The organism is Roseovarius sp. (genome assembly GCF_965277045.1).
In the GTDB taxonomy this organism is placed as follows: Bacteria; Pseudomonadota; Alphaproteobacteria; order Rhodobacterales; family Rhodobacteraceae; genus Roseovarius.
In genome coordinates this window covers 564166-588634 of sequence record NZ_OZ255712.1, presented here as the reverse complement: position 1 = coordinate 588634, position 24469 = coordinate 564166, and the positions used below count along the sequence as shown (strand labels likewise).

Here is a 24469-nt window from a genome sequence, read left to right as displayed (position 1 = left end):
CCCAACGCTGCCGCTGGTGCGCGGTTCCGAAAAAAATTGCCGATCACGAAAGAAACTTGATCAGCGCTTCCTCGCCGCGCCGAAACCCGTCCCGCGCGGTCTCGATCGGCGGCAATTTCCGCTTGCGCGCGCCCGTGTCCGTCCGCGCCAGATCCAGCACATCAGGGTGAACGTAACTCTTCTGCGCGATGGCGGGCGTGTTGTGCAGCCGCTCCGAGGCGGCGCCGGCCAGCAACTTGATGCTGATCTCCTCGGCGTCCTCCGCCGCCAGGAACGCCGCCAACGTGCCGTGCCATGTGCGCAGCGTCTTGGCCGTGGCGCGCGTCTCGCACAGCGCCTCCAGGCGCGTGTTCAATTGCTCGGACGACACCGCGCGCGCGGCTCCGTCCTCGTCTACCCACGACACCAGCGATGGCCCGGGAAGGTCCTGGCACGCTTCCAGAACCTTGGCCAGCTTGGTGCCTCTCAAGGTCTTATCGACCGGCTTTCCGCCCTTCCCCTTGAACGACAGCTCGACCGAGTCTCCCTCGATGCTCATGTGGCGCGCCTGCAATGTGGTCGCGCCGTAGGTCCGGTTCTCGTCCGCATAGTTTTTCGCGCCGGGCCGCAACGCCGCCCGGTCGATCAGCGCAAGCGCCGCGGCCACGGCCATGTCCTCGCTGCCCACCTCGCCCGACAGGTTGTGATCTATCCAGCGCCGCAAACGCGGCAGGCTCCGGGCGAACGTGCCCAGGCCGTCGAACTTGGTCTGCGACCGCTGCGCCGACCAGTCCGGGTGATACCTGTATTGCTTGCGTGTCCGCACGTCACGCCCGGTGGCCAGCAGATGCGCATTGGCCATCGGTGCCATCCACACATCGGTATAGGCCGGCGGCACCGCCAGCGCCTTCAGCTCGCGCCGCTTCCTGGGGCAGTCGATGCGCGTGCCGTCCACGTTGATATACGAAAAACCCCGCCCCCGCTTCTCGCGGCGAATACCGGGGTTGCTGTCCGGGTAATAGACCAGCCGCTCTGACACGGGCGATATCCTCCATCATTCAGATAAGAGGACGCGAAGAGATCTCATTGGGTTCCACGTTGCCCAGGCGGGCCAGTTCCTGTTCCTTGTGCACGACCAGGAAATCGTCCTGCCATGTCGCCACGCCCGCCTCTCGCAGACGCGTGAGGGTCTTGTTTGTATGCACCAGCGACAGGCCCACCGCATCGGCCAGATCCTGCTGGCGATAGGGCAGCGGAACACGGCCGTTTTTCATCATGTCCAGCGCCCGCAGCCGCTGGAAGAACCTGTAAAGCGCCCAAGCCACGCGCGTCACCCCGTTCATCTGTCCGATCGTGACCAGCGCCTCGCCCAGCATCTGTTCTTCCCGCGCGGCCAGGTGCGTCAGGTCGAACGCCCGCTTGGGCTGTGATTTGAACAACCGCCAGAAATCGGACCTGTTGAACACGCACAGCGTCATCGTCGTCGTGGCCTCGACCGAATGCTGCATTTCTCCCATGACGCCGCTCTGCAATCCGACAAAGTCGCCCGGCAGCACAAAGCCCACCACCTGCCGGCGCCCGTCTTCCATCGTCTTGTAGCGTATCCCCATCCCGCTCAGCGCGGTATAAAGCTGCGTCGACGAGGCGCCCTCGGCCAGGATCTCGGTGCCCTGCTCGGCCGTCAGTTCGCCGGTCTTGAAACTTTTCATGAATTCAAGCTCTTCGTCCGACATCGGCGCGAACAGCTCAAGCTCTCTCAGTGGGCAGGTAACGCAGTCGATGGCCATCTTCTCAATCTATGTCGCAGTTTAATGTGAACGTCATGATTCTGTGCCATATTCAACCAATACCGAGGGGGTAGTAAATGCAAAATACATCGCCGCGCGAGGACCTTGTGCTGGTGTCTTCACGTAAAACGCTCGAAGCTGCCGATCTGGCGGACTTCGCTCAGTCGCGCTCACTCGGAGAGGTGATCGTCGAGAGCGATACGGAGCGCGCGCGGGTACTGCTCAGAGAAAGGCACTTTTCCTTCGCCTTCATCGGCCTGCCGGATACCGAGGATCGCGGCAACCTGCTGACCGCGCTCAGCGCCGAACGCACGCACATCGTGCTGCTGGACGACAGCGGCGCCGCAGCGGGCTCCCCAAGCCTGCGTGTGGTGTCGCGGCCCTTCACGGACATTGATCTCGAAGGGGCGATTTCGGGCGGCATCACCGCTGTGGAGATGCCGGACCGCCGATAGGCAACTCTCCTCCAACGGGCGAACATCCACCGGAACCCGCGCGCCGCTTGATCGTTATGGTCGCATATCGACTGTAATCGAAGGATCGAGCAAATGTTTCATTGGGCCCTTATATTTCTGGTCGTAGCCTTCATCGCCGGGATTTTCGGCTTTGGCGGCATCGCGTCGGCTTCGGCCGGCATCGCTCAGGTGCTGTTCGTCATCTTCATGGTGCTCTTCCTGGTCGCACTGGTGGCGCGCGCTTTCAACCGCACCCACTGGTGACCCGCCCGCACCACAGACGCAGCTGCAGGGGCCGGCGACACCGCTGGCCCTTTTTCTTTGCGACCCTGCCCACAACAAAAAAGCCCCGGCGCAAGCCGGGGCCTTTCCAATGAAACGCGCTGACGCGGGTGTCAGGCCTTCAGCGTCTCGGTCGACGAAAAGAACATCGCCTGGCTCACCGCCGAGCGAACCTGGTCCGACTGGTACGGTTTCGGGATCAGGAATGCCGGCTCCGGCCCTTCGCCGGTCAGCAGGCGTTCCGGGAACGCCGTGATAAAGATGACGGGAACATCCGGCGCATTCTCCATGATGCCATTGACCGCGTCGATCCCGCTGGAACCGTCGGCCAGCTGGATGTCCGACAGGATCAGGTCGGGCGTTTCCTCGTTGAACAGCTTCAGCGCATCGGCCTCGGTACGGGCGATGCCCGTCACGCGGTGCCCCATGTCGCCGACAATCCCCTCGAGGTCCATCGCGATGATCGCCTCGTCCTCGATGATCATCACGCGTCCCGACAGAACGCTCGACATCTCGTCATAGGCGATATCGACAAGCGACCGCGCCTCGTCTTCCGAAATGTCCATGATCACGGCCACTTCGGCAAAGCTGAACTCTTCGATCGTATGAAGCAGCAGAGCCTCGCGCGTGTTGGTCGTCAACTTCGCCAGGTGCGCCTGGGCTTTCGCCTGAAGCCCGGTCTCGTCGTCCGAAAACACCGCGCCTGACGTCGCCCAGATCGGTTGAAACACCTTGAAGAGGGCCGTCTTGGACGCGATCGTGGCGTCGAACACGCTGGGATCGCTCAGCACCGCTTCCAGCGCTGCCACCGCGTACTGATCGCCACGTTCCTGCGACCCGGTCAGTGCACGTGCATATCGGCGCAAATAAGGCAAATTTGCACCGATCTGTTCGCTAAGTTCCGCGGAGTTGGTTTCGCTCATTTGATAGCTTCCAGTTTTATTCTACTTTCATGGAACTCAACACGCATAGCGTGGTTAAGTTCCAGACACACTATACAAATGTGGCCAAAAGACAAAATGACTCGAGATAAACGGAATTCAAGAGTGCAAAATACCATCGACGAAAACCTCAAACGCGCATTCGAGGATGTGGCCAGTGAGCCTTTGCCGTCCCGCTTCACTGACCTGCTGGAGCAGCTCAAGACAAGCGGGCACGGCGCGGACAAATCTTCCGGGACGGACGACAATTCATGAGCGACCCGCGCGAAGAACTGGTCGAACACCTTGGGCCTATGCGGGCGTTCGCCATGAGCCTGACGCGCAACTCCGCGCTGGCCGACGACATGGTGCAGGACGCTCTGGTCAAAGCCTGGACCAACATCGAAAAGTTTCAACCCGGCACGAACATGCGCGCCTGGCTCTTTACAATTCTGCGTAACACGTACTATTCCCATCACCGCAAGGCGCGCCGCGAGGTGTCCGACACCGACGGCGAACTGGCTGCGTCGCTGGCGAAAAAGCCGGACCACGATGGCAGATTGCAGATGCGCGACTTTCACGTTGCCTTCGACAAGCTGCCCGACGAACAGCGCGAAGCCTTGGTGCTGGTCGGTGCCGGCGGCTTTTCCTACGAGGAAGCCGCGGAAACCTGCGGCGTCGCCGTGGGTACGATCAAGAGCCGTGTCAACCGCGCCCGTGCGCGACTGGTGGAATTGATGCATCTGGACGAGGATCAGGTACTCGAAACGACGGACGCGGTCACCGCGGGCATCGTATCGGCGAACAAAAGCGTTGCCTAAGAAGTCCAAAGCCCTGCTCGACGCATACGGAACGATGGTCAACCGGCTGTCGTTCCGTCTTTTTGCGTTGCTGGCGCTGGCGCTGTTCCCGCTCGGCGTCATCGCCGTCTATCAAACCGACCAGGTTCTGGACGAGACCGAGAACCTGCGTCGCAACGCGCTTTTCTTCGAAACCACCTCGGCGGCCCGCGACGAACGTGAACTGATACAGCAGACGCTCGGCTCTGCCGAAGGCCTGGCGGCGCTGTCGATCCTCGACGACGCCCCCGCCTGCCGCGAGGTCATGCGCGAATTCGCCGAAAGCAACGCCCACATCGCCTTTGCCGGCTACACCAAGCTTTCGGGCATCATGGAGTGCGGGTCCGAGGGAGAAGAGGTGCGCGACTTCCGCACGCTCGAACGCCTGCAACGTGCGCTCGAAGCGGACGGTCCCAGTGTCTATGTCGCGCCGCTCGGCTCGATAAGTCAACAGCCCGTGCTGGTCGTGAACCATCCCGTCTATGTCGATCGCAGCCTGACGGGCATTGTCTCGCTATCGGTCCCGCTGCGCCTGACCTACCAGCCGCTCACGTCGCCCCGGTACGACCATGAACTGCGCTTCGTCACCTTCACCAACGATGGCCAGACCATCTCCGCCAGCGGCGGCCGCGAGAATGCCGAAAAGATCCTGCCGCAGATGATCGACCCCAAGGATCTCACCCGCCATGTCGGCACCACCTTCACCGGCGAGGACGGCCTTGGCGAGGAACGCATCTATGCGGTGGCGAGCATCTTCCAGGACCAAGTCAGCGTCATCGCAAGCTGGCCCGCGCGCACATCCGTCTGGGGCGGTGCATTTGCATTCTACGTTCTGAATCTTCTGTTTCCCGTCGCGATCTGGGCGGCCGGGCTCGCCTTCGCCTGGTACGAACTGCGCCGTGTCGTGATCCGCCATGTCCGCGATCTGCGTTCGGCCATGCGCCGCTTCGCCCTGGGCCAGCGTGACGGCTTTCCCCTCCGGCTGGAAAACCCGCCCGAGGAATTTGCCGAGGCCGAACGCGCCTTCAACCGCATGGCGATCATCATCGCCGAATCCGAGGCGCGGCAGGACAAGGACCTGAAGGACAAGGAGGTGCTGCTGAAAGAGGTGCACCACCGCGTCAAGAACAACCTGCAAATGATCGCCTCGATCATGAACATGCAGCTGCGCAGCGCCAAGACGCCCGAGGCCAAGTTCATGCTGGCCAGCCTGCAACGGCGGGTCAACGGCCTCGCCATGCTGCACCGCACGCTCTACACCACGCCCGACCTGCTGACGATCGAGGCCAACGAGCTGCTCGAGGCGGTTGTCACCGACATTTCCACCATGATGACCGTCCCCGGGATCAACATCGAGCGCGAACTCGATGCGCTGCCGCTCTACCCCGACCAGGCGGTGCCGCTCTCGATGCTGCTGGCCGAGGCACTGACCAACGCGCTGAAATATGTCGGGGCGAAAAAGGATGAAACCCCGTCCGTCCGGGTTACGTTGAAAGAACAGTCCGGCGGGCAATATCAGCTCAGCGTCATCAATTCCAAGGGCCCGATCATGCTCCGGCCCATCCCCGAGGTCGAGACCATCAGCGGCCTTGGCACCAAGTTGATGAAGGCGTTTGTCAGCCAGCTTGACGGCCACCAGGAGGTGACGGAAGACGACGACCACTACGGTCTGCACGTCACGTTCGAACGAAAGGACTTCGAGTCGACAACGTGATACAGAATGGCGACGACCCAGACTTCCAGGTGATGATAACCGCGCAGGAGGCGTGGCCCGTGTTCGAGCGCGCCGTGCTTGCTGCCAAATCGCATATCTGGGGCTCCTTTCGCATCTTCGACCTGGCCACGCAGCTGCGCAGCCCGGAGGCCCGCGAAATCGGCGAGACGTGGTTCGACCTTCTGGAACACGTCCTTTGCCGCGGTGTGCGCATCCACATCACCGTCAGTGATTTCGATCCGATCTTCGCCACCGAACTGCACCGCCTGACATGGCGCACCGTGCGCCAGGCCGCCGCGCTGGCCGAAGTCTCCGATTGCTCGATCCACAATCTGCGTGTCACCCCGCACCTCCACCCGGCCAAGGCCGGGCGCCTGCCCTGGCTGGCCTTCCTGCCCGCTGTCCTGCGGCGCCGGTCCAAGCGGCTGATGGCGCTCAGCGACGACCAGAAGCTACGCGAGGCCGTGCGCCTGGATAACGGCGCCCTGCCCGAGCTGCACACCACGTCGCATCACCAGAAGATCGCCGTGATCGACGACGAGGTGGTCTACGTCGGCGGGCTCGACCTGAACGAACGGCGCTACGACACGCCTCAGCATGACCGGATCGCCGCGCATACCTGGTCCGACGTCCAGCTTCTGGTGCGCGGTCCCGAGGCGATCGAGGCGGCGCATCACGTCAAGACTTTCCTCACCAGCATCGACGCCTGCCGCAAGCCCGCTCCGATGAAATACATCCGACGCACGCTCTCGGCCCCGCGTCCGAGGCAACTGCCCTACGTCTCGCCCAAGACCCTGCTGCACGAGATCGAAGAAGATCACATCCGCGCCTTCAAGCGCGCCAAGGACATGGTCTATATCGAGACCCAGTATTTCCGCGCCCGCGGCCTGGCCCGGCGGCTGGCCAAGGAAGGGCGCCGGCGGCCCGATCTGCACGCCATCCTCATTCTGCCCGGCCTGCCCGACGAGGTCGCCTATTCCAGCGACATCGGCGTCGACGCCCGCTATGGCATGTCGCTTCAGCACGACGCGATCGAAATGGTGCGCGACAGCTTCGGCGACCGCATCGTCGTCGCCACGCCCGTGCAGCCCCGGTTCGCTGCCCGCGACACGATCCAGACGCTCTCGGGCTCGCCGCTGATCCACGTCCACAACAAAATCCTCGTGCAGGACGACACGTTCGCGTTGGTCGGATCGGCCAATCTCAACGGTCGCTCGCTCTACTGGGATACCGAGGCGGCAGTGCGCATCACCCGGCCCGAGCGCATCCAGACCCTGCGCGACCGGCTCATGTCGCACTGGTGGTTCGAGGATCTGCCGCCCGAGGCACGCGCACATGACACCATGTTCCCCTGGTGGTCGAAGAAGATTGCCGAGAACAGCGTCATGACCCCCGAGAACCGTCACGGCTTCCTGGTCCAGCATGACAGTGCCCAATTGCGCGATACTTGGCTCAATCTGCCCGGCGTGACGGAAAATATCGTCTGACGGCGGCAACGGCTGGAACTCCGGCCTGCGGCTTGCGTTTTCCCTATACAGACGAGATGACGGGCCGCCCCGCGATGGGACGGCTCAAACCCCTAGGATTATTGGAGAATTCGAGATGGACCAAGATCGCATCGAAGGCAACTGGACCCAGATCAAAGGCAAGCTCCGCGAGATCTACGGCGACCTCAGCGACGACGACCTGGAAGAAGCGCGCGGCGAGCGCGAACAGATGATCGGCAAGCTGCAAGCGAAGGTCGGCAAGGACAAGGACGAAGTCCGCCGCGACGTCGACAAGATTCTCTCGGGCTACTGATCTGCCCCGAACGAGCCAGAAAGGGCGCCCTCGCGGCGCCCTTTTTCATGCGTCCTTCAAGACCGCGTCGACCTGCGCGCGCGACGCGCGATAGGCCCGGGCGGCCGCCACCAGCGCCTTGAACAGCAGCCGCTGGCGCCTTGCATAGAACAGGTGCTCGGGATGCCACTGCACCCCCACCGCGAACGGGTCGGTCGGGCGTTCTATCGCCTGGATCATGCCCCAGGTGTCGCGCGCCGCCACCCGCAATCCGCGCCCCAGGCTGTCGACGGCCTGCGTGTGCAGCGCATTCACCCGCATCCGCTCAGGCCCGCAGATCCGCGCCAGAAGGGTGTCTTTCAGGACGTCCACATCGCGCTTTGGCAGGATCGTCTTGATCTTTTTCGCCTTGCCGAACGTCTGCCACGCATTCTGGTCAAGCGAGCCGCCGAAGGCGACGTTCATCATCTGCGCGCCCCGGCAGATGCCCAGGACCGGCACACCCTGTTCCAGCGCCTCGGTCGCCAGTCCGCGCTCCAGGTCGTCGCGGTCGCGATCCAGTTCCGCCGACAGGCCGATCGTGCCACCGTAAAGCTCCGGCCCCACGTCGTCCCCACCACCGATGATCAGGCCGTCGACCTCTTCCAGGTTCGCCGGACGTCCCACACCCCAGCGCACCGCGCCCGCACCGGCCAGCCAAAGGTTGAACCACACCAGAGGAAAGATCCGCCACCCCGACCGCTGCGAGGTCGTCACGGCAATGACCGGCTTTGTCGTCATGCGTCGTCGCGGCTCAGGACATCGTTGGCGACGCGCACCCACGGGCTGTCGCGGCGCAACACGCCGTGCGCCCGTTTCCGCTCGGTCCACGCCTCCTCCAACCGCTCCAGCCGATCCGACGCCGCCACCTCCTCGACCAGCCGCCACATCTCCCACGGCTCCTGCAGCGACCAGCCCTCCTCGTTGATCCGGCTGTCGGGCAGTCGAAAATGAAAGGCCGGCCGCGCTGTCGTGCTCTGCTCGTCGGGATAGCTCGCCTCGAACAGTTTCGGCCGGGCGTGTTTCAGAAGGGGCAGCAGGTCCAGCGCGTGGTTGCGGCTGCGCACATACGGGTCGATGAGGTCGATCAGCGCCGCCAGGCGATCCGGCTTTTCCTCGATCAGAAGGTCCACCAGCGCCCTTGGCCAGGATGTCACGAAAGGCAGCACGCGGCGGGTCACGTCAATGCCCTTCTCGGCCCGCAGCACCGGGTCGAGCAGGGCAAAGGCCCGGATCGTGCGCATCGTGTGCGGGTCGGCCGGCGCCACCACCTCGGCATTGAGATGCACGCCGAAGCCCAGGAAGACCCCGTCCCGCGATCCGCTCGCGCCCGCCTCGCGCAGCACCGGCATGACCGTATCGAACAGCGCCACCTGATCGGGAAGCAACGGTTCGGTGACGATCTCGACCGGCACCAGCCCGCGCAGCAGGTCCTTCAGCCGACTTTGACTTTCCGCCCCCATCCCCGTCTTGCCAAGCACGGTGTCCAGCTCGACTTCCAGATCGCCAAGCGCACCTCCCCGCACAAACAGCTGATGCGGAACCCGGTCGTCCAGCTCTCCGCCAAAGGTGTCCTGCAGAATCGTGGCGACGCGGCGCTCGCTCAATCCCGAAAACTCCACCTCCACGCCAACACGCCGCGCGTGGCCTTGCGCGTTCTTCTCGATGGGCAGAGGGGGGAAATGATGTCCGTCAGCGTCCTGACATGTCATGCAACCTGTTCCATCTTGTATTCCGACGCGGTGCCGCGCTTCGATTGCGCGGTGGTCAGGGCGTAGGCCCAAATCACCACCGGCAGCGCGACGATACCGCCAAGCGGCCCCCAAAGCCACAGTCCGAATACGATGGACAGGAAAACGACAAGCGGATTGACCTTCAGCTGTGCACCGACAAGCGCCGGCGTCACGAACTGCGCTTCAATCGCGTTCAGAATCAGAAACGACGCCGGCGCTACCAGCGCATAGGCCGAACTGAAGGCGATCAATCCGGCCAGCAGCAGCGACAGCATGATGGCAATCGGTCCCAGGTACAGCACGAAGTTGGCCAGGAACGCGGCCGCGCCCCACAGCATCGGGTTGGGCAGTCCGATCAGCATCAGAACGCCGCACAGCGCAGTGCCCAGACCCAGGTTGATCAACGTGATCGTGACGAAGTAATGCGAAACGGCGCGGTCCGCTTGTTGCAGCGCCACCCGGTAATGCGGGACTGCGCTGTAGATATCGTCGCGCGTCAGCAGAAAGAAGAACAGCGTGCCCGAAAAGATCAGCAGTTGCCCCAGAAGGTTCGGCGCCAGCCACAACGCTTCGGCAACCGATGGAATCGCCTTTTCGACCGCGTCCTCGCCGCCTTCCGAAATCGTCCGCTCAAGGTCGAACGTCATCCCCCCGAAACTGCGCAGCATGAAGGTCAGTTCGTTCATCCAGCCGCGAAACTGCTGCTGGATGCGCGGAACCTGTTCGATCAGCGCCGACAACAGCGGCCCCAGGGCGACAATCAGAAGAAAGATCAGCGTTGCCGCAACCAGCAGCGCAAAGGCCGCGCTGACTGAACGCGGCACGCCAAGACCGTGCAGCCGACTCGCGACAGGCGACAGAACAACACCAAGAACGATCGCGAACGTCGCCGGGGCAAGCAGGTTCTGTGCCTGCTTGGCCGCGGCGACGACTGCAACGAATGTCAGGATTACAAGGCAGGCGCGAACCAGCTTTGACGACGCATGATCCATGGCCACCTTTGTTATCTACCCTGTCTTGGTCTGGAATTGCTCGGAACCGGCGCGAACCGCTTCGCTGACGGCCGCCTTGCCCTTGGTTTCAAGCTCCGCGATCTCGGCGCTCAGCCGTTCTTCGGCGGCGCGCAGAAGCGCATCGCGGCGGGCCCCCATGATCTCGGCTTCCCGGCGCGTGCTGGGCAGCAGCGCGCCCAGAAGCCCGCCGATCCCGGCAGCGACCAGCCCGGTCACCAGCGGTTGCGAGTTATGCGTGTCCACAGCCGATTTCGCGGCACCGCGGGCATAGCGCTCCGCCGCTTCCTGCGCGTCGACCGCCTTCAGCCGCATCGAGATCACGCGGTCGCGCGCCTCGGGTCCAAGCCGGTCCAGTCCGCTGTCCAGCATCCGGCGCATCCGCGACGAAGACGGGCTGGCGCGGCCCACTGCGACCTGGGCGCGCTTGGCGTTCCGGTCGGCGGCCCGGGCAATGCGCTCGTCCTGGCTCAACTCGCTGTTGCGGCGCAGGTTCGAGAACGCACCTTTCTGATGCGCGGCACCCCCGGCGACCAGCATGGCGGCACCGATGCCGACCAGCGCGAGACCCACGGGATTGTCCTTGGCCGATTGCGCGATGCTGTGCGTGGCGCTGCGGCCGTACTCGGCGACGTCATGCACCGTCTGGCGGCCCAACCGAGCCGGGTTCACGGTGTCGGCGAAATCACCGATCGCATCGGCCAGGCCGGTGCGATGCTCTTCTGCATCTTTCTCAAGCTTTTCCATAGACTTCGCGGTCATTGTGACTCTCCTCGAATATTGCAATGTCTGACTTCAGGCTGTCGATCGTCCGCCGCGGCATCATCGCGCGGGCTGACAAGCGCCGCATCCCGATCATAGCAAGCACGATCGTCACCACGACAAACACGCCGAACACGATCGCCGCCGCCGTACCGAGCCCCAAGCCCATGTCCGCCAGCGCCAGAACGGCGACGACGCCCAGGGCGTGAATGCTGACCAGGGCGAACAACATCGCACCGGCAAGCAGGATAAGACCCGCCTTGGCCGAGCGAACGCTTTGACGCATCTCGCGCCCGGCCAGGTCGGCGTGGGCCGCCAGCAAACCTCGCGCCTCGCGCAGGATGCGGGCCACAACCACGCCAAGCGGTTGTTTCGGTCGATCCGTCATCAGTCGCGGCTTTCCGCCTTCGGCGCTTCGGGCAGATAGCCCGACCACACGTCTTCATCCGCCGCGATCAGCTCGGGTTCGTCCTCCGCCGGTTCGCTTGCGCTTAGGAAACGCGCCGCGGCGAATCCCGCCAGGGCGGCACCGCCCAGAAACAGCAGCGGATTGCGGCGGGCAAAGGCGGACACATCGTCGACCAGATCAGGGATCGACCGGTCGCGCAGGCGGTTGGTCGCATTCTCAACCGCTTCGCTCGCCTGGGTCAGGATCGAATTCACGGCGTCGTAATCCTCGAACTCGCCGGCGGCCTTCCGGGCCGCACTCGAAACGGTATCGGCATGCTCGGCCATGTCGTCGCGCACGTCATCCATGCGGGCTTCGGCCTCTTTGGTAACGGCTTCTTTTCCGTCGTTCACCATGTCTTTGACTTTCGTCTTGGCGTTCATTTTTCCGTCTCCTCACGTAGGTGTAACGTGTTGCGATCTGTATTGCTCTCACAACGCCCCCACCCGCCAGAGGTTCCGCTCTGGCCGCAATATCTTTGCCGTCACCACCGGACCCAGCGCACCGGCAAAACCGCGCTCTGAACACGAAAAAACCGGGGCGCCGAAGCACCCCGGTTCATACTCGCTACGTCACAGCTTGCGTTAGCCGCGGTTGATCGCGTCGGCGATGCGGTCACGCAGGTAGTCAACCGAAAACGCGTACTCGAGCGCTTTGCCTTGGTTGGTCGTCTGAAGCGACTTCACCTGGATGCCAACGGTCGGCACCTGGTAGCCGGCTTCGGGATCAAGGTCGACAAAGACCAGACCGCCCATTTCACCGTTGTCCTCGGTGTAGGACACGGTACCGACCGGCTCGCCCGTCACGGTGAAGATCTTCGTGCCCGGCTCTGCGATCAGCAGGATGTTTTCGCCCTCGGTGTTCTCCGAGCCGGTTTCGTCCTGTGCGACCTCGTCGTCGACACCTTCGTCGGCGGAACCCGACGTCTGCGATCCGATCACGACGATGTCGTCGCCATCTTCAGAATAAGTTTGCGTCTCGACGGTGGTCTTGCCGTCGGTCACTTCGGCGGCGTTTTCGAGAACCTGACCTTTGTTGGTCACATCTTCGCCGACGGTGGAGTCAGCGTAGGCGGCAAGGGCGCCTGCGGTCGAGAATGCGGCTGCGAGTGCAATCGTACGGTTAAACATAGTAATCTCCTTCGCTAGTGCAGCATCGTGCTGCGATCTGGGATAAGAACCACGTGCCCCCGTCCGAGTTCCCAAAAATTTCTTGCACGAGTGATTTTGTACGGTTGGTCACGGTCTGCACAAATGCGGGGGCTTGACGAGGAAACGCCCTAGTATACTGAAAAATATATATTTTTTCTCCAATTCAGGCAGATTCCCTTGCGACTTGCTCACTGGCACAAACAATATCGTGAACCGTCGAAACGGCTACGGAACCGCCGCACCCGCGCGCAACTGTGCATTTTTCTGCCGAGCCTTCCGGTGTCATTACAAGACGCTCCGGGCTAATCTGCACGCCGCACCATTTCGACGGGATATGATCATGCACGCCTACCTCGCCACGGCCCAGTCCGACCACGCGCCGCAAACCTTCCTGCACCAAGGCGTGCTGAAGCCCTCGCCCGAGGCGCCCGAACGCATCGGAATTCTCAGGAACGCCGCCGAGGCCGCCGGGTGCACCTTCACCGCTCCGCCCGATGCCGGTCTCGCCCCCATCGCCGCGGTCCACAGTTCCGAATACATCACCTTCCTGCGCACCATCCACGCCCGCTGGTCCGCCCTCGACGGCGCCGCGCCCGAGGTCGTTCCCAATATCCACCCGCGCACGCGCGGCGACAGCTACCCCACCTCGCCGGTGGGCCAGGCCGGCTACCACCAGGCCGACACCGCCTGCCCCATCGGCCCGCACACGTGGGCAGCCGCCTACGCCTCGGCCCAATGCGCCATCGCCGCCGTAGACGCGGTGACGTCCGGCGCACCGCACGCCTATGCGCTATGCCGTCCGCCGGGGCATCATGCCTATGCCGATCAGGCCGGCGGCTTCTGCTTTCTCAACAACTCCGCCATCGCCGCCCAGCGACTGCTCGCTGCGGGCCACCGCCCCGCCATCCTGGATATCGACGTGCACCACGGCAACGGCACCCAGGGCATCTCCTACGACCGCGCCGACGTGCTCACCGTCTCGATCCACGCCGACCCCGCCGATTTCTACCCGTTCTTCTGGGGTCATGCGCAGGAACGCGGGGCCGGCCCCGGCCTCGGCGCCAACCTCAACCTGCCCCTGCCGCGCCTGACCGGCGACGACGGCTATGCCCCCGCCCTCGACGCGGCCCTCGCCCGCATCGCCGATTTCGGCACCACCGTGCTTGTCGTCGCCCTCGGCCTCGACGCGCACGAAGCCGACCCGTTCAAGGGCCTCGCCCTCACCACACCCGGCTTTACCCGCATCGCGCGCACCCTTGCCGGCACCGGCCTGCCTCTCGTGCTGGTACAGGAAGGCGGCTATGTCTCCGACCACCTGGGCACGAACCTCTCGGCTTTCCTGTCGGGCCTCTGACACCTGTCACGAAACCATCAAACTCCCCCGCTAGACCCGGGCGAACCGCCAGCAAGGACCGCTTTCATGACCCGCTTCACCGCCGCCGTGTTCGACTGGGCCGGCACCACCGTCGATTTCGGCTCCTTCGCGCCCATGGGCGTCTTCGTTAAGGCCTTCGCGCAGTTCGGCCTCACCGCCACCATCGAACAGGCCCGCGCACCGATGGGCGCGCCCAAGTGGGACCACATCCGCACCATGCTCGACATGCCCGACCTCGCCCGCCAGTGGCAGGATCAGCATGGCCGCGCCCCCACCGACGCCGATGTCGATGAGGTCTACAAGGTCTTCGTGCCGATGAACGAGAAAGTAGCGGCCGATTACGCCACGCTGGTGCCGGGCTGCGCCGACGCCATTGCCGAGCTGCGCGCCATGGGCCTCAGGATCGGCTCCACCACCGGCTACACCCGCTCGATCATGACCCACGTCCTGCCCGTCGCCGCCGCACAGGGCTACGCCCCGGACAACATGGTGTGCTCCGACGACCTGCCCGAGGGCCGCCCCGGCCCGCTTGGCATGTACAAATGCATGATCGACCTCGTCGCCTATCCGCCCGAGACGATCCTCAAGGTCGACGACACCGCCCCCGGCATCAAGGAAGGCGTCGCCGCTGGCTGCGTCACCGTGGGCGTCGCCCTCTCCGGCAACGCGGTCGGCAAGACGCCCGAGGAACTGGCCGCCCTCACCGCGGCCGAAATCGCGCCGCTCCGCGCCCACGCCACCGCCCTGCTGAAAGACGCCGGCGCCGATCACGTGATCGACACCGTCGCCGACCTACCCGCCCTCGTCCGCCGCCTGGGCCACGTCTAGCCACCCGTGATAGCGCAGCACCGGCGCGCGCGCCCAGGGCAGCCCGATGGAGATCTCGAACAGGTACCGCCCCGCGTCGGGACGCTCGCGCGCCGCGACCTTCGGCGCAATCCACCCCGGCACCGGCAACCCCAGGCACCGGAACCGCCAGTCCGTCAGGTCCAGGCCCCCCTCCGCCGGCACCAGTCTGCTGATGGCCACCATCGCGCCCTTCCGCTCGGCCAGCCGCCCGCCGGGCGTGGCCCACTGCACCGTTTCCATCACCTGTCCGTCCATGCCGCGCGTCCACACATCCCGGTCGCCACGCCCGCGCTTTTCGAACCGCAGCACGGCATCCTCCACCTCCAACGGAAACCCCGCCAGACGCAGGCCTGCCCGCAGCACCGGGTTGCGCGTCACCTCCACCGTGATCCGCCCGTGAAACACCCCGTCGCCCGCGTGCAATGCCCGGCATTCCGGCGCCAGCGCGGCCATTCCGTCCGCGCCCAGAAGCCGCGCATAGACCGTCACCGCAACAGCCGCTTCTGCACCTGCGGGTCCGGCAGGGCGCACAAGTCCCCCTGCCCGAACACCGCATACCTGTTCCGCGCGATCCGCGCATAGATCCAGTCGCGCAAGCCCGCCGGCAACGCCCACACCAGCCGCGCGGGCGCATAGGCCCAATGCAGGCGCGGGAACAACATCGCCATGCCCTCCAGCGATCCCCAGGCCCGCCCCTCCTCGATCATCAGCCAGGACGCCGGGTCATCCGCATCCAGCCCGTAATGCTCCAGCAGCGCCCGCCCCAGCGCGCCTTGCATGGGCCCGATCCGCACCCGGTCCTCCGTGTCCAGACGCGCAATCCGACGCGCCGCGCGGGAACAGAGAGCACATCCCGCATCCATCACCACGACGATGCGGCTGTCATCGAAGGCCGGCACCGCCGGATCGTCCCGAAACGAATAGGGCTGCCGCGCTTCGGGCTGCATCACCGCACCCCGGGCTTTTTCTTGCCAGAAATACTCACAATCCCACCGCCCACGTCCCACACCGCCGCCGGATCATCGCACCGGCAGGCTGGCACTGTCCCGGAAATACTCAAGAGACGTCCTCAGTCCACGCCCAGCGTATCCAGCAGCGCCTTCAGCGCCGCGTGATCGTCCGGGTCATGCGCCACCCGGCGCGAGCGAAACAGCGTCGCCTGGCTGCGCAGGATCATCCCGTCCTCCAGCGTCTTCAGGTGATTGGCCCTGAGCGTGTCGCCGGACGAGGTGATATCCGCAATCGCTTCCGCCGTCTCGTTCTTCACCGTGCCTTCGGTCGCGCCCTGGCTGTCGACAAGCTGGTAATCCGCCACGCCGTTGTCGCGCAGGAATTCCCGCACCAGCCGGTGATACTTCGTCGCGATCCGCAGGCGATACCCGTGCTTGCCCCGAAACGCCGCCGCCACCGCATCCAGGTCATCCAGCGTGCCCACGTCCACCCAGGCTTGCGGCACCGCCAGCACCAGGTCCGCGGCGCCAAAGCCCAGAACCTCGACCTCTTCCACCACCTGCTCCCAGCCGCCCAGCTTCTCGCGCACCAGGTCCTGCCCGGTCACGCCCAGGTGGATACGGCCCGCCGCCAGCTCGCGCGGGATCTCCCCCGCCGACAGCAGCACCAGCTCGACATTCTCGACCCCGCGGACAAAGCCTGCGTATTCGCGCTCCTCGCCGCTCCGACCCAGTTCCACGCCCCGCTCGGAAAACCAGGCAAAGGTCTTCTCCATCAACCGACCCTTCGAGGGCACACCGATCTTCACGCTCATGCCCCGCCTCCCAGCGCCACCACCTGGTCGGGGCGGATCACGCCGCCCACGGCAGGAATCTCGTGCCCCCCGCCCAGTCGCCGGGTCAGCGCGTCATAGCGCCCGCCCGTGGCCACCGGGGGCAAGTCCGGGCGCTTGGGCACCGAAAAGCCAAAGACGAAACCGTCGTAATATTCCATCTGGGTGCGGCCATAGCTGGCCTCGAACTCCAGGCTATCGGGCGCCACGCCCGCGCGCTCCAGCGCCTCCAGCCGTTTGGCCAGAACCTCCACCGCCCCGACAATCGCCGGCATGTCCACCGCGATGTCGCGCAACTGCTCCAGCGCGTTGTCGGCGGTCTCGCGCACCGCCAGCACCGCGTCCAGCAACTCGACCTCCCGCGCCGCCAGCGGCGCGGTCCCGGCGTCCTCGCGCAGCGCCTTGATCCGCGCCGCAATCTCGTCCGGCCCGCGCAGCCCGATCATCGGCGCATCACAGGCCATCGGGTCCTTCGCCTTCAACAGCGCCGCCCGGCTCTCCGGCACCGGCGCCCGGCCCGAGAACCGCTCGATCAGCGCCCGGAACCGCCGGGGCCGCCAGATATGCCGGCGCAGCGCCGCCTTGCGCCGCTCGGTCGTCTCCAGCCCGTCGACGGCGGCCATCAGGATGCCGATATCGCCGATGACCGCCTGTAACGGCAAATGCTTCACCGCCTCGTGGATCACCGCGAAGACCCGCGCATCCGCCTCTTCGGGCGCGCGCCGGTCGAACATCTCGAACCCCACCTGCAGGTATTCATTTGCCCGATCCCGGTCGTCTTCCTGTCGCCGGAACACCTCGCCCGCATAGGTGTAACAGGCCGGCTCCGCCCCATGCGCCATGTGCATCTGCACCACCGGCACGGTAAAGTCGGGCCGCAGCATCTGCTCGCCATGCAGCGCGTCCGAGGTCACGTAGGCCCGCGCCCGGATATCCTCGCCATACAGGTCCAGGAGCGTGTCCGCCGGTTGCAGCACCGAGGTCTCCACCGGAACCGCGCCCGCCGCCTCGAACATGTCGCGCAGGCGCGCCGCCTCGGCCTTCACCGCCGCGCGGTTGTCCGGGGTGATACTCATCCGTCCTGACCGTCCAGGATCTCGCGCACCTTCGCCACCAGCTGGTCGCGCGGCACCTCGAACTGGCTCGGGCGTTCCTTCCATTCCTCCAGCGTGGCGTTCTCGGCAATCTGCGCCCCCAGGACCAGGTCCTTGATCTGCAACTTGCCCGCGTCGAACTCGTCGCTGCCCGCGATGACCGCGACGGGACTGCCCCGCCGGTCCGCGTATTTCATCTGGTTGCCGAAGTTCTTGGGGTTCCCAAGGTAGACCTCCGCCCGGATGCCCGCGTTGCGCAGCTCCGACACCATTGCCTGGTAATCCGCCATCCGATCCCGGTCCATGACGGTCACCACCACGGGCCCCTCGACCGTGCCCCCGATCCGCCCCTTCTCGCGCAAGGCCGCCAGCAGGCGATCCACACCGATGCTGACCCCCGTCGCCGGCACCGCCTGCCCGGTGAACCGCTTCACGAGGTCGTCATAGCGCCCCCCGCCCGCGACCGAGCCGAACTGCCGCTTGCGGCCCTTGTCGTCAAAGATCTCGAAGGTCAGCTCCGCCTCGTAGACCGGCCCGGTGTAATACCCAAGACCTCGCACCACGCTCGGGTCGATTACGATCCGGTCCGGGCCATAGCCCTGCGCGGCCAACAGGTCGGCAATCGCCTCAAGCTCCTGCACGCCGTCCGCGCCCATCGCGCTTTCGCCAACCGCGTCGCGCAGGTTGGCAAGCGTATCCGCCGCGTCCTCGGCCTTGGATGTCAGAAAAGCCAGCACGGGCTTGGCCTGCGCATGGGTCAATCCCACCCCGTCGATATAGGCCCCCGAGGCATCCAGCCGCCCTTCGGTCAAGAGCGCCCGCACGCCTTCCTCGCCCACCTTGTCGAACTTGTCGATGGTCCGCAGAACGGCGTCACGCTGGTCGCCTTCGTCAAGGCCCATGACCTCCAGCACCCCGTTCAGAACCTTCCGGTTGTTCACCCGGATCAGGTAGTCCCCGCGCGGAATACCCACCTCTTCCAGCGTATCCGCCAGCATCGCGCAGATCTCCGCATCCGCCGCCATGCTGGCCGTGCCCACCGTATCCGCGTCGCATTGATAGAACTGCCGGTACCGTCCCGGCCCCGGCTTCTCGTTCCGCCAAACCGGCCCCATCGCATAGCGCCGGTAAGGCGTCGGCAGGTCGTTGCGATACTGCGCATAGACCCGCGCCAGCGGCGCCGTCAGGTCATAGCGCAGCGCCATCCAGTCGCCTTTGTCGTCCTCGTCGAACTCCTGCCAGGCAAAGACGCCCTCGTTGGGCCGGTCGACGTCGGGCAGGAACTTGCCCAGCGCCTCGACCGTCTCGACCGCGCTGGTCTCCAGCGCGTCGAAGCCATAACGATGATAGACCCCGGCGATCTTGCGCAGCATCTCGGCGCGCTCGGAAACCTCGACACCGAAATAATCGCGGAACCCCTTGGGCGTTTCCGCCTTGGGGCGCGGGGCCTTCTTGGTCTTCGCCATGTCCCTTGTTCCTTGGCTGGGGTCTTTGCGGCGCGGTCTAGCCGAAGGCGGGTTGCGGGGCAAGCACGGCAAGGCGCGGGCGGGCGCAAAGATCCGGTTTCCCGGCAATTGACGCGCCCATCGATTTGATCATAATTTCCCCGACCGAAACGGCCAGAGACCCGATGCAAGAACTTGAAGAAAAAATCGCCCACCTGATCCGGGCCGTGGACGACCTGTCCGACACGGTCGCCCGGCAGGAAACCGTGATCGCCCTGCTCAATCGCCGCGTTCAGCTGCTGCTGGAGCGCGAGGCCGAACGCGAGTCGACGATGGACGGCCAGAGCGTCGTCGGCGACAGCCGCCCGCCCCACTGGTAGGCAAGACCGGGCCCGAAGGGCGCTCAGCCGCCCTTGCGGTCCTGCGCCAGCACCGCGCCGTCATGCACCAGCACCGTGTTCCACTGCGCATTGCTGCCGAACCGCTCGTAGATGCTGACGAACACCGTGTCCCGCTCCAGCCGGTTGATCCGGGTGCCACAGGGCTTGCCCCGTCCCACCCGGCACACGCGTGACTTGAGGTCCTCATAGGCCTTGTCGGTCGTGCTGTAGGGCTGCACCTCGGCGGGCAGACCATAGCGCAGCTGCTCGTGCGACTCGGCCCCGGCCAGCACCGCGACGGCGGCCGAGAACTGCCGCGCGCAGCCGTCGTCGAACCCGGTCAGGTAAAAGCTCCGCAGCGCCGTGCTGCCCGGTGCGCTGTCGTAAAGCGCGTACCTGCCCCGACCTTCCGGCAGGGTCTCGACCCGCTTGCCCATCTGCCTGTCACTCAAGCCGCAAATCCTGGCGACGCGCCCATAGGGCAGCACCGTACCCGGCGCGATCTCGCTCGTGGCGCCCGCCGCCGCCGTGTTGCCGCCGCCCCGCAGCCCGAAAAGACCGCGACGCTGCGGTGTCCGCTCGACCTCGCGCGTGGCGCCATAGGTTTCCGGGGGCGTCAGGCTGGCCGTCTCCACGGACGCACCGGCCTCCGCGTCTTCGGGAACGTCCGTGGCCTCCGCCTTTGGCGCGCTCCCGCCCAGCAGGCGCGCCAGGAACCCGCCGCTCTCGGCCTCTGCCCGCGCTTCGGGTCCGGGCACCGCGCCCATGGTCCGGGCATCCTCGGCCAGGTCCTGCTCGGACAACCGGCCGATCTCGGCCTCGGGCGCGCCACACCCCGCCAGGGCCAGCACGCAAATCAACGCAATTTTCCGCATGGTCCTCCCGGGGTCCCATCGCATCCGATCAACGACTTAGCCCAGAACCGCGACCCGGTCCACTGGCCCGCCGCCGCGCCGGTGGAGTGTTGCCGATCCGAATCACTTGGCCCCGGTTCAGAGGTCCTCGACCATCACCACGCCGTCGAGGCTCTTGATCGCGCCCTTGATCTGCGGCGTCACCGGAAATTCCCGGCCCGCGTCGATCTCCACCTCGCCGGGCAGCGCCTCGTTCATCAGGCAGAAGCGGATCGGACCGCGCCCGCCCCGTGCCGCCGTCGCCGGCGCATTGGTCAGCACCTGCGCGACCGACCCGATGGCGGCCTCGCTGTCGACAAATATCTTCAGCCCGCTGGCGCCCGCATCCGCAACCACCGCATCGGCGGGCTGTACCGAGCGCGCCAACAGCTTCAACTGGTCGCTTTCCATCGTCGCCTCGACCACGATCACCACCTGGTTGCCGGTCTCCAGATGCTCGCGCGCCACCTCCAGCGTGTCCGAGAACATCGTCACCTCGTAGCCCCCCGTGACATCGCTCAATTGCACGAAGGCAAAGCGGTTGCCGCGCGCGGACTTGCGCTCCTGCCGCCCGGCCACGACACCCGCCATCTTGGCCACGACGGCGCCCGACCGCGCCGCCAGTTCGTTGACCTCGTCCAGCGTCTTGACGTCCTTGCGCTTCAGCGCCGCCATGTAATCGTCCAGCGGATGCCCCGACAGGTAGAACCCCACGGCGGCATATTCCTCGGTCAGCCGCTCGGCCGGCAGCCAGTCCTCGACCGGGCTCAAACGCGGCTCCGGCAGGTCCTCGCCCGCCTCGCCAAACAAAGACACCTGGGCCGAGCCCTTCTGTTCGTGGATCGCCGCCGAATAGCGCATCAGCGCCTCCAGGCTGTCGAAGACCCGCCGCCGGTTGCGGTCCAGCTCATCAAAGGCGCCCGACCGCGCCAGCATCTCCAAGGGCCGCTTGCCCACCGCCTTCAGATCGACCCGCCGGGCGAAATCATAAAGCGTCACGAACGGCTTCTCACCGCCCCCGCCCCGGACCTGATCCGGGGCCTCCTCGCCCCCCTCGCGCCGCGCCGCCACGATCAGCCGCATCGCCTCCACGCCCACGTTCTTCAACGCGCCCAGCCCGTAATGCAGCACGCCGTCCTTCACCTGAAACGTCGCGTCCGAGCGATTCACGCAAGGCGGCGCCCAAGGCAATTCCAGCCCCTTCTTCACTTCCTCGAAATAGATCGCCAGCTTGTCGGTCAGGTGGATATCGCAGTTCATGACGCCTGCCATGAACTCCACCGGGTGATTGGTCTTCAGCCACGCCGTCTGGTAGCTGACCACCGCATAGGCCGCCGCGTGCGACTTGTTGAAGCCATAGTTGGCGAACTTGTCCAGAAGGTTCCAGACCTCCAGCGCCTTGGCGTCGTCCACCCCGTTTTCCTTGGCCCCCGCGATGAACTTGGGCCGCTCGGCATCCATCGCCTCCTGGATCTTCTTGCCCATGGCCCGGCGCAGCAGGTCCGCGCCGCCCAGGGAATACCCCGCCATCTCCTGCGCGATCTGCATCACCTGCTCCTGGTAGACGATGATGCCCTGCGTCTCGTCCAGAATGTGATCCACGGACGGATGCAGATGGTCCCGCTCGCTCAGCCCGTTCTTCACCTCGCAATATTTCGGAATATTCTCCATCGGCCCGGGCCGGTAAAGCGCCACCAGTGCCACGATATCCTCGATGCAGGTGGGCTTCATGCGCTTCAGCGCATCCATCATACCCGAGCTTTCCACCTGGAACACCGCGACCGTCTTCGCCTTGGCATAAAGCGCATAGGTCTTCTCGTCATCGAGCGGGATCTGCCCGATATCGTTCTCCGCCCCCTCGTTCGGCTCGTAGATTTGACTCCCATCGGCGGCGGTATGCAAATCCCGCCCACCCGCATGGATCTGCTCGATCGCGTTCTGGATCACCGTCAGCGTCTTCAGCCCCAGAAAGTCGAACTTCACCAGCCCGGCCTGCTCGACCCACTTCATGTTGAACTGCGTCGCCGGCATGTCCGAGCGCGGGTCCTGGTACAGCGGCACCAGCGCGTCCAGCGGCCGGTCCCCGATCACCACGCCCGCCGCGTGGGTCGAGGCGTTGCGCAACAGCCCCTCGACCTGCATCCCGTATTTCAGCAAGCGGTCCACGACCTCCTCGTTGCGGGCCTCCTCGCGCAGGCGATCCTCCTGCGCCAGCGCCTTCTCGATGCTGACGGGCTTCACCCCCTCGACGGGTATCATCTTCGACAGGCGGTCCACCTGGCCATAGGGCATCTGCAACACCCGCCCGATATCGCGCACCGCGGCCTTCGACAAAAGCGCGCCGAAAGTGATGATCTGCCCCACCTTGTCGCGCCCGTATTTGCCTTGCACGTACTGGATCACCTCCTCCCGGCGATCCATGCAGAAGTCGATGTCGAAGTCCGGCATCGACACACGTTCCGGGTTCAGGAACCGCTCGAACAGCAGGCTGTACCGCAGCGGATCGAGGTCCGTGATCGTCAGCGCATACGCCACGAGGCTGCCCGCGCCAGACCCGCGCCCCGGTCCCACCGGGATGTCATGGTCCTTCGCCCACTTGATGAAATCGGCCACGATCAGGAAATAGCCGGGAAAGCCCATCCCCTCGATGATCCCCAGCTCGAACTCCAGCCGCTTCTCGTACTCCTCGACCGGCGCCGCATGGGGAATGACCGCCAGTCGCTCCTTCAGGCCTTCCTTGGCCTGCCGCCGCAACTCGTCCACCTCGTCATCGGCAAAGCGCGGCAGGATCGGGTCGCGCCGATAGGCCCCGAAGGCACAGCGCCGCGCGATCTCCACCGTGTTCTCCAGTGCCTCGGGCAAGTCGGCGAACAGCGTCGCCATCTCGGCGGGCGACTTGAAATAATGCTCCGCCGTCAGCCGCCGCCGCGGCTCGGACTGGTCCACGTAAGCCCCTTCCGCGACGCAGATCATCGCGTCATGCGCCTCGTACATCTTGGCTTCGGGGAAATAGACGTCGTTCGTCGCCACCAGCGGCAGCTCCATGGCGTAGGCCATCTCGACGAACCCGCGCTCGGTCTTGGCTTCCGCCTCCGGCACGCCCGCCTCGCCCCGATGCCTTTGCAACTCCACGTAAAGCCGATCCCCGAAGATCCCCGCCAGCTTCTGCATCAACGCCTCCGCCGCCGGGCGCTGACCCAGTTGCAAGAGCTTGCCCACGGCCCCCTCCGGCCCGCCGGTCAGACAGATCACCGACGCCCCATGCGCCTCCAGATCCTCCACCGTCAGATGCGCCAGCTGCCCGTCCCCGCGCAGATACAGCGCGGAATTGAGCTTCATCAGGTTCTCGTAGCCTTCCTCGTTCTGCGCCAGCAGAACCACCGGCGCGGGCGGCACCGGCCGCTTGCCCGGCTCGGGCGTCATGTATTCCAGGTCCATCTGGCAGCCCATGATCGGCTGCACCCCCGCCCCCTGCGCGGTGACGGAGAATTCCAGAGCGGCGAACATGTTGTTGGTGTCGGTCACGGCCACCGCGGGCATCTGGTGCCGGGTGCAAAGATCGGCCAGCTTTTTTAGCCGCACCGCCCCTTCCAGCAGGGAGTACTCGGTATGGACGCGAAGGTGGATGAATCGGGGGGAACTGCTCATGCCGCCACACTATCCAGCGCCGCCCCCGCCGCCAAGCCCGACATCTGCCCAAATCCGCATCACCCGCGCCCGCCCGACGCCGCGTATCCAACGCGCGCCATTGC

Annotated in this window: 27 protein-coding genes; 10 read left to right on the top strand and 17 right to left on the bottom strand. The window is 65.3% G+C overall.

The genetic code is table 11. The features are described 5' to 3' along the window. Positions 1-43: 43 nt before the first annotated feature. The gene (locus ACQY4V_RS02855; RefSeq protein ID WP_428515419.1) at positions 44-1018 is read right to left on the bottom strand and encodes a DNA topoisomerase IB; all 975 of its coding nucleotides are present in this window, start codon (positions 1016-1018) and stop codon (positions 44-46) included. 19 nt (positions 1019-1037) lie between these two features. Then, the gene (locus tag ACQY4V_RS02850) at positions 1038-1766 is read right to left on the bottom strand and encodes a Crp/Fnr family transcriptional regulator (RefSeq protein WP_428515418.1); all 729 of its coding nucleotides are present in this window, start codon (positions 1764-1766) and stop codon (positions 1038-1040) included. 77 nt (positions 1767-1843) lie between these two features. Here ACQY4V_RS02850 and ACQY4V_RS02845 point away from each other — a divergent pair, with 77 nt between their 5' ends. Together ACQY4V_RS02845 and ACQY4V_RS02840 are read left to right on the top strand one after the other, a co-directional pair. Then, entirely contained in the window at positions 1844-2221 is a 378-nt protein-coding gene (locus ACQY4V_RS02845) for a hypothetical protein (RefSeq protein ID WP_428515417.1), read from the top strand. A 93-nt stretch (positions 2222-2314) separates the two neighbouring features. Then, positions 2315-2485 carry a DUF1328 domain-containing protein gene (locus ACQY4V_RS02840; RefSeq protein WP_428515416.1) on the top strand — a complete coding sequence of 57 codons (171 nt, stop codon included), beginning with the start codon at positions 2315-2317 and terminating at the stop codon, positions 2483-2485. 131 nt (positions 2486-2616) lie between these two features. Here the strand turns inward: ACQY4V_RS02840 and ACQY4V_RS02835 are convergent, their stop codons facing one another. Then, positions 2617-3426: a response regulator gene (locus ACQY4V_RS02835; RefSeq protein WP_428515415.1), complete on the bottom strand. Its 810-nt coding sequence runs from the start codon at positions 3424-3426 to the stop codon at positions 2617-2619. Positions 3427-3549: 123 nt separating this feature from the next. Between ACQY4V_RS02835 and ACQY4V_RS02830 the strand changes: the two genes are divergently transcribed. The 5 genes from ACQY4V_RS02830 to ACQY4V_RS02810 all read left to right on the top strand — a co-directional run bounded on the left by ACQY4V_RS02830 (position 3550) and on the right by ACQY4V_RS02810 (position 7776). Then, a complete protein-coding gene (locus tag ACQY4V_RS02830) occupies positions 3550-3699 on the top strand; it encodes a NepR family anti-sigma factor (RefSeq protein ID WP_315899485.1) in 150 nt (49 codons plus the stop codon). Continuing rightward, positions 3696-4244: an RNA polymerase sigma factor gene (locus ACQY4V_RS02825; protein ID WP_152491682.1), complete on the top strand. Its 549-nt coding sequence runs from the start codon at positions 3696-3698 to the stop codon at positions 4242-4244. The genes ACQY4V_RS02830 and ACQY4V_RS02825 overlap by 4 nt, the downstream gene beginning before the upstream one ends. Continuing rightward, positions 4237-5976, top strand: a complete 1740-nt coding sequence (locus ACQY4V_RS02820) for a sensor histidine kinase (RefSeq protein ID WP_428515414.1) — start codon at positions 4237-4239, stop codon at positions 5974-5976. The genes ACQY4V_RS02825 and ACQY4V_RS02820 overlap by 8 nt, the downstream gene beginning before the upstream one ends. Further along, positions 5973-7463, top strand: coding sequence for a phospholipase D family protein (locus ACQY4V_RS02815; protein WP_428515413.1), 1491 nt, complete (start codon positions 5973-5975; stop codon positions 7461-7463). The genes ACQY4V_RS02820 and ACQY4V_RS02815 overlap by 4 nt, the downstream gene beginning before the upstream one ends. A gap of 115 nt (positions 7464-7578) precedes the next feature. Next, positions 7579-7776: a CsbD family protein gene (locus tag ACQY4V_RS02810; RefSeq protein ID WP_152496197.1), complete on the top strand. Its 198-nt coding sequence runs from the start codon at positions 7579-7581 to the stop codon at positions 7774-7776. 45 nt (positions 7777-7821) lie between these two features. Here ACQY4V_RS02810 and ACQY4V_RS02805 read toward each other — a convergent pair whose 3' ends face one another. From ACQY4V_RS02805 to ACQY4V_RS02775, 7 genes are all read right to left on the bottom strand, one after another. Then, positions 7822-8535 carry a gamma-glutamyl-gamma-aminobutyrate hydrolase family protein gene (locus ACQY4V_RS02805; RefSeq protein WP_428515412.1) on the bottom strand — a complete coding sequence of 238 codons (714 nt, stop codon included), beginning with the start codon at positions 8533-8535 and terminating at the stop codon, positions 7822-7824. Continuing rightward, positions 8532-9506, bottom strand: a complete 975-nt coding sequence (locus ACQY4V_RS02800; RefSeq protein WP_428515411.1) for an amidoligase family protein — start codon at positions 9504-9506, stop codon at positions 8532-8534. The genes ACQY4V_RS02805 and ACQY4V_RS02800 overlap by 4 nt, the downstream gene beginning before the upstream one ends. Further along, on the bottom strand, positions 9503-10519 hold the full coding sequence (locus ACQY4V_RS02795; protein ID WP_428515410.1) for an AI-2E family transporter: 1017 nt from the start codon (positions 10517-10519) through the stop codon (positions 9503-9505). Before ACQY4V_RS02795 ends, ACQY4V_RS02800 begins: the two co-directional genes overlap by 4 nt. Before the next feature lie 15 nt (positions 10520-10534). Further along, positions 10535-11299: a hypothetical protein gene (locus ACQY4V_RS02790; RefSeq protein ID WP_428515409.1), complete on the bottom strand. Its 765-nt coding sequence runs from the start codon at positions 11297-11299 to the stop codon at positions 10535-10537. Further along, complete coding sequence (locus tag ACQY4V_RS02785) at positions 11271-11687, bottom strand: phage holin family protein (RefSeq protein WP_152491674.1); 417 nt, start codon at positions 11685-11687, stop codon at positions 11271-11273. The genes ACQY4V_RS02790 and ACQY4V_RS02785 overlap by 29 nt, the downstream gene beginning before the upstream one ends. Continuing rightward, positions 11687-12130: a hypothetical protein gene (locus tag ACQY4V_RS02780; RefSeq protein WP_428515408.1), complete on the bottom strand. Its 444-nt coding sequence runs from the start codon at positions 12128-12130 to the stop codon at positions 11687-11689. Before ACQY4V_RS02780 ends, ACQY4V_RS02785 begins: the two co-directional genes overlap by 1 nt. 201 nt (positions 12131-12331) lie before the next feature. Next, entirely contained in the window at positions 12332-12877 is a 546-nt protein-coding gene (locus tag ACQY4V_RS02775) for a hypothetical protein (protein ID WP_428515407.1), read from the bottom strand. Positions 12878-13238: 361 nt separating this feature from the next. Between ACQY4V_RS02775 and ACQY4V_RS02770 the strand changes: the two genes are divergently transcribed. Together ACQY4V_RS02770 and phnX are read left to right on the top strand one after the other, a co-directional pair. Then, positions 13239-14252 (top strand): histone deacetylase family protein, encoded by a 1014-nt coding sequence (locus ACQY4V_RS02770; protein ID WP_428515406.1) that lies wholly within the window; start codon positions 13239-13241, stop codon positions 14250-14252. 66 nt (positions 14253-14318) lie between these two features. Next, positions 14319-15101 (top strand): phosphonoacetaldehyde hydrolase, encoded by a 783-nt coding sequence (gene phnX, locus ACQY4V_RS02765; RefSeq protein WP_428515405.1) that lies wholly within the window; start codon positions 14319-14321, stop codon positions 15099-15101. Here phnX and ACQY4V_RS02760 read toward each other — a convergent pair. From ACQY4V_RS02760 to hisS, 5 genes are all read right to left on the bottom strand, one after another. Next, on the bottom strand, positions 15066-15611 hold the full coding sequence (locus tag ACQY4V_RS02760; protein WP_428515404.1) for a DUF4166 domain-containing protein: 546 nt from the start codon (positions 15609-15611) through the stop codon (positions 15066-15068). The two genes, phnX and ACQY4V_RS02760, sit on opposite strands and share 36 nt — an antisense overlap. Next, a complete protein-coding gene (locus ACQY4V_RS02755; protein ID WP_428515403.1) occupies positions 15608-16069 on the bottom strand; it encodes a thiol-disulfide oxidoreductase DCC family protein in 462 nt (153 codons plus the stop codon). Before ACQY4V_RS02755 ends, ACQY4V_RS02760 begins: the two co-directional genes overlap by 4 nt. A 122-nt stretch (positions 16070-16191) precedes the next feature. Further along, positions 16192-16887 carry an ATP phosphoribosyltransferase gene (hisG, locus tag ACQY4V_RS02750; protein ID WP_428515402.1) on the bottom strand — a complete coding sequence of 232 codons (696 nt, stop codon included), beginning with the start codon at positions 16885-16887 and terminating at the stop codon, positions 16192-16194. Next, positions 16884-17981, bottom strand: coding sequence for an ATP phosphoribosyltransferase regulatory subunit (locus ACQY4V_RS02745; protein ID WP_428515401.1), 1098 nt, complete (start codon positions 17979-17981; stop codon positions 16884-16886). The genes hisG and ACQY4V_RS02745 overlap by 4 nt, the downstream gene beginning before the upstream one ends. Beyond that, complete coding sequence (gene hisS, locus ACQY4V_RS02740) at positions 17978-19465, bottom strand: histidine--tRNA ligase (RefSeq protein WP_428515400.1); 1488 nt, start codon at positions 19463-19465, stop codon at positions 17978-17980. Before hisS ends, ACQY4V_RS02745 begins: the two co-directional genes overlap by 4 nt. 164 nt (positions 19466-19629) lie before the next feature. Between hisS and ACQY4V_RS02735 the strand changes: the two genes are divergently transcribed. Next, positions 19630-19824: a SlyX family protein gene (locus tag ACQY4V_RS02735; protein ID WP_152496208.1), complete on the top strand. Its 195-nt coding sequence runs from the start codon at positions 19630-19632 to the stop codon at positions 19822-19824. A 23-nt stretch (positions 19825-19847) separates the two neighbouring features. Here ACQY4V_RS02735 and ACQY4V_RS02730 read toward each other — a convergent pair whose 3' ends face one another. Together ACQY4V_RS02730 and dnaE are read right to left on the bottom strand one after the other, a co-directional pair. Continuing rightward, the gene (locus ACQY4V_RS02730) at positions 19848-20699 is read right to left on the bottom strand and encodes a hypothetical protein (RefSeq protein WP_428515399.1); all 852 of its coding nucleotides are present in this window, start codon (positions 20697-20699) and stop codon (positions 19848-19850) included. 117 nt (positions 20700-20816) lie between these two features. Next, positions 20817-24365, bottom strand: coding sequence for a DNA polymerase III subunit alpha (gene dnaE, locus ACQY4V_RS02725; protein WP_428515398.1), 3549 nt, complete (start codon positions 24363-24365; stop codon positions 20817-20819). Between the last annotated feature and the right edge of the window lie 104 nt (positions 24366-24469).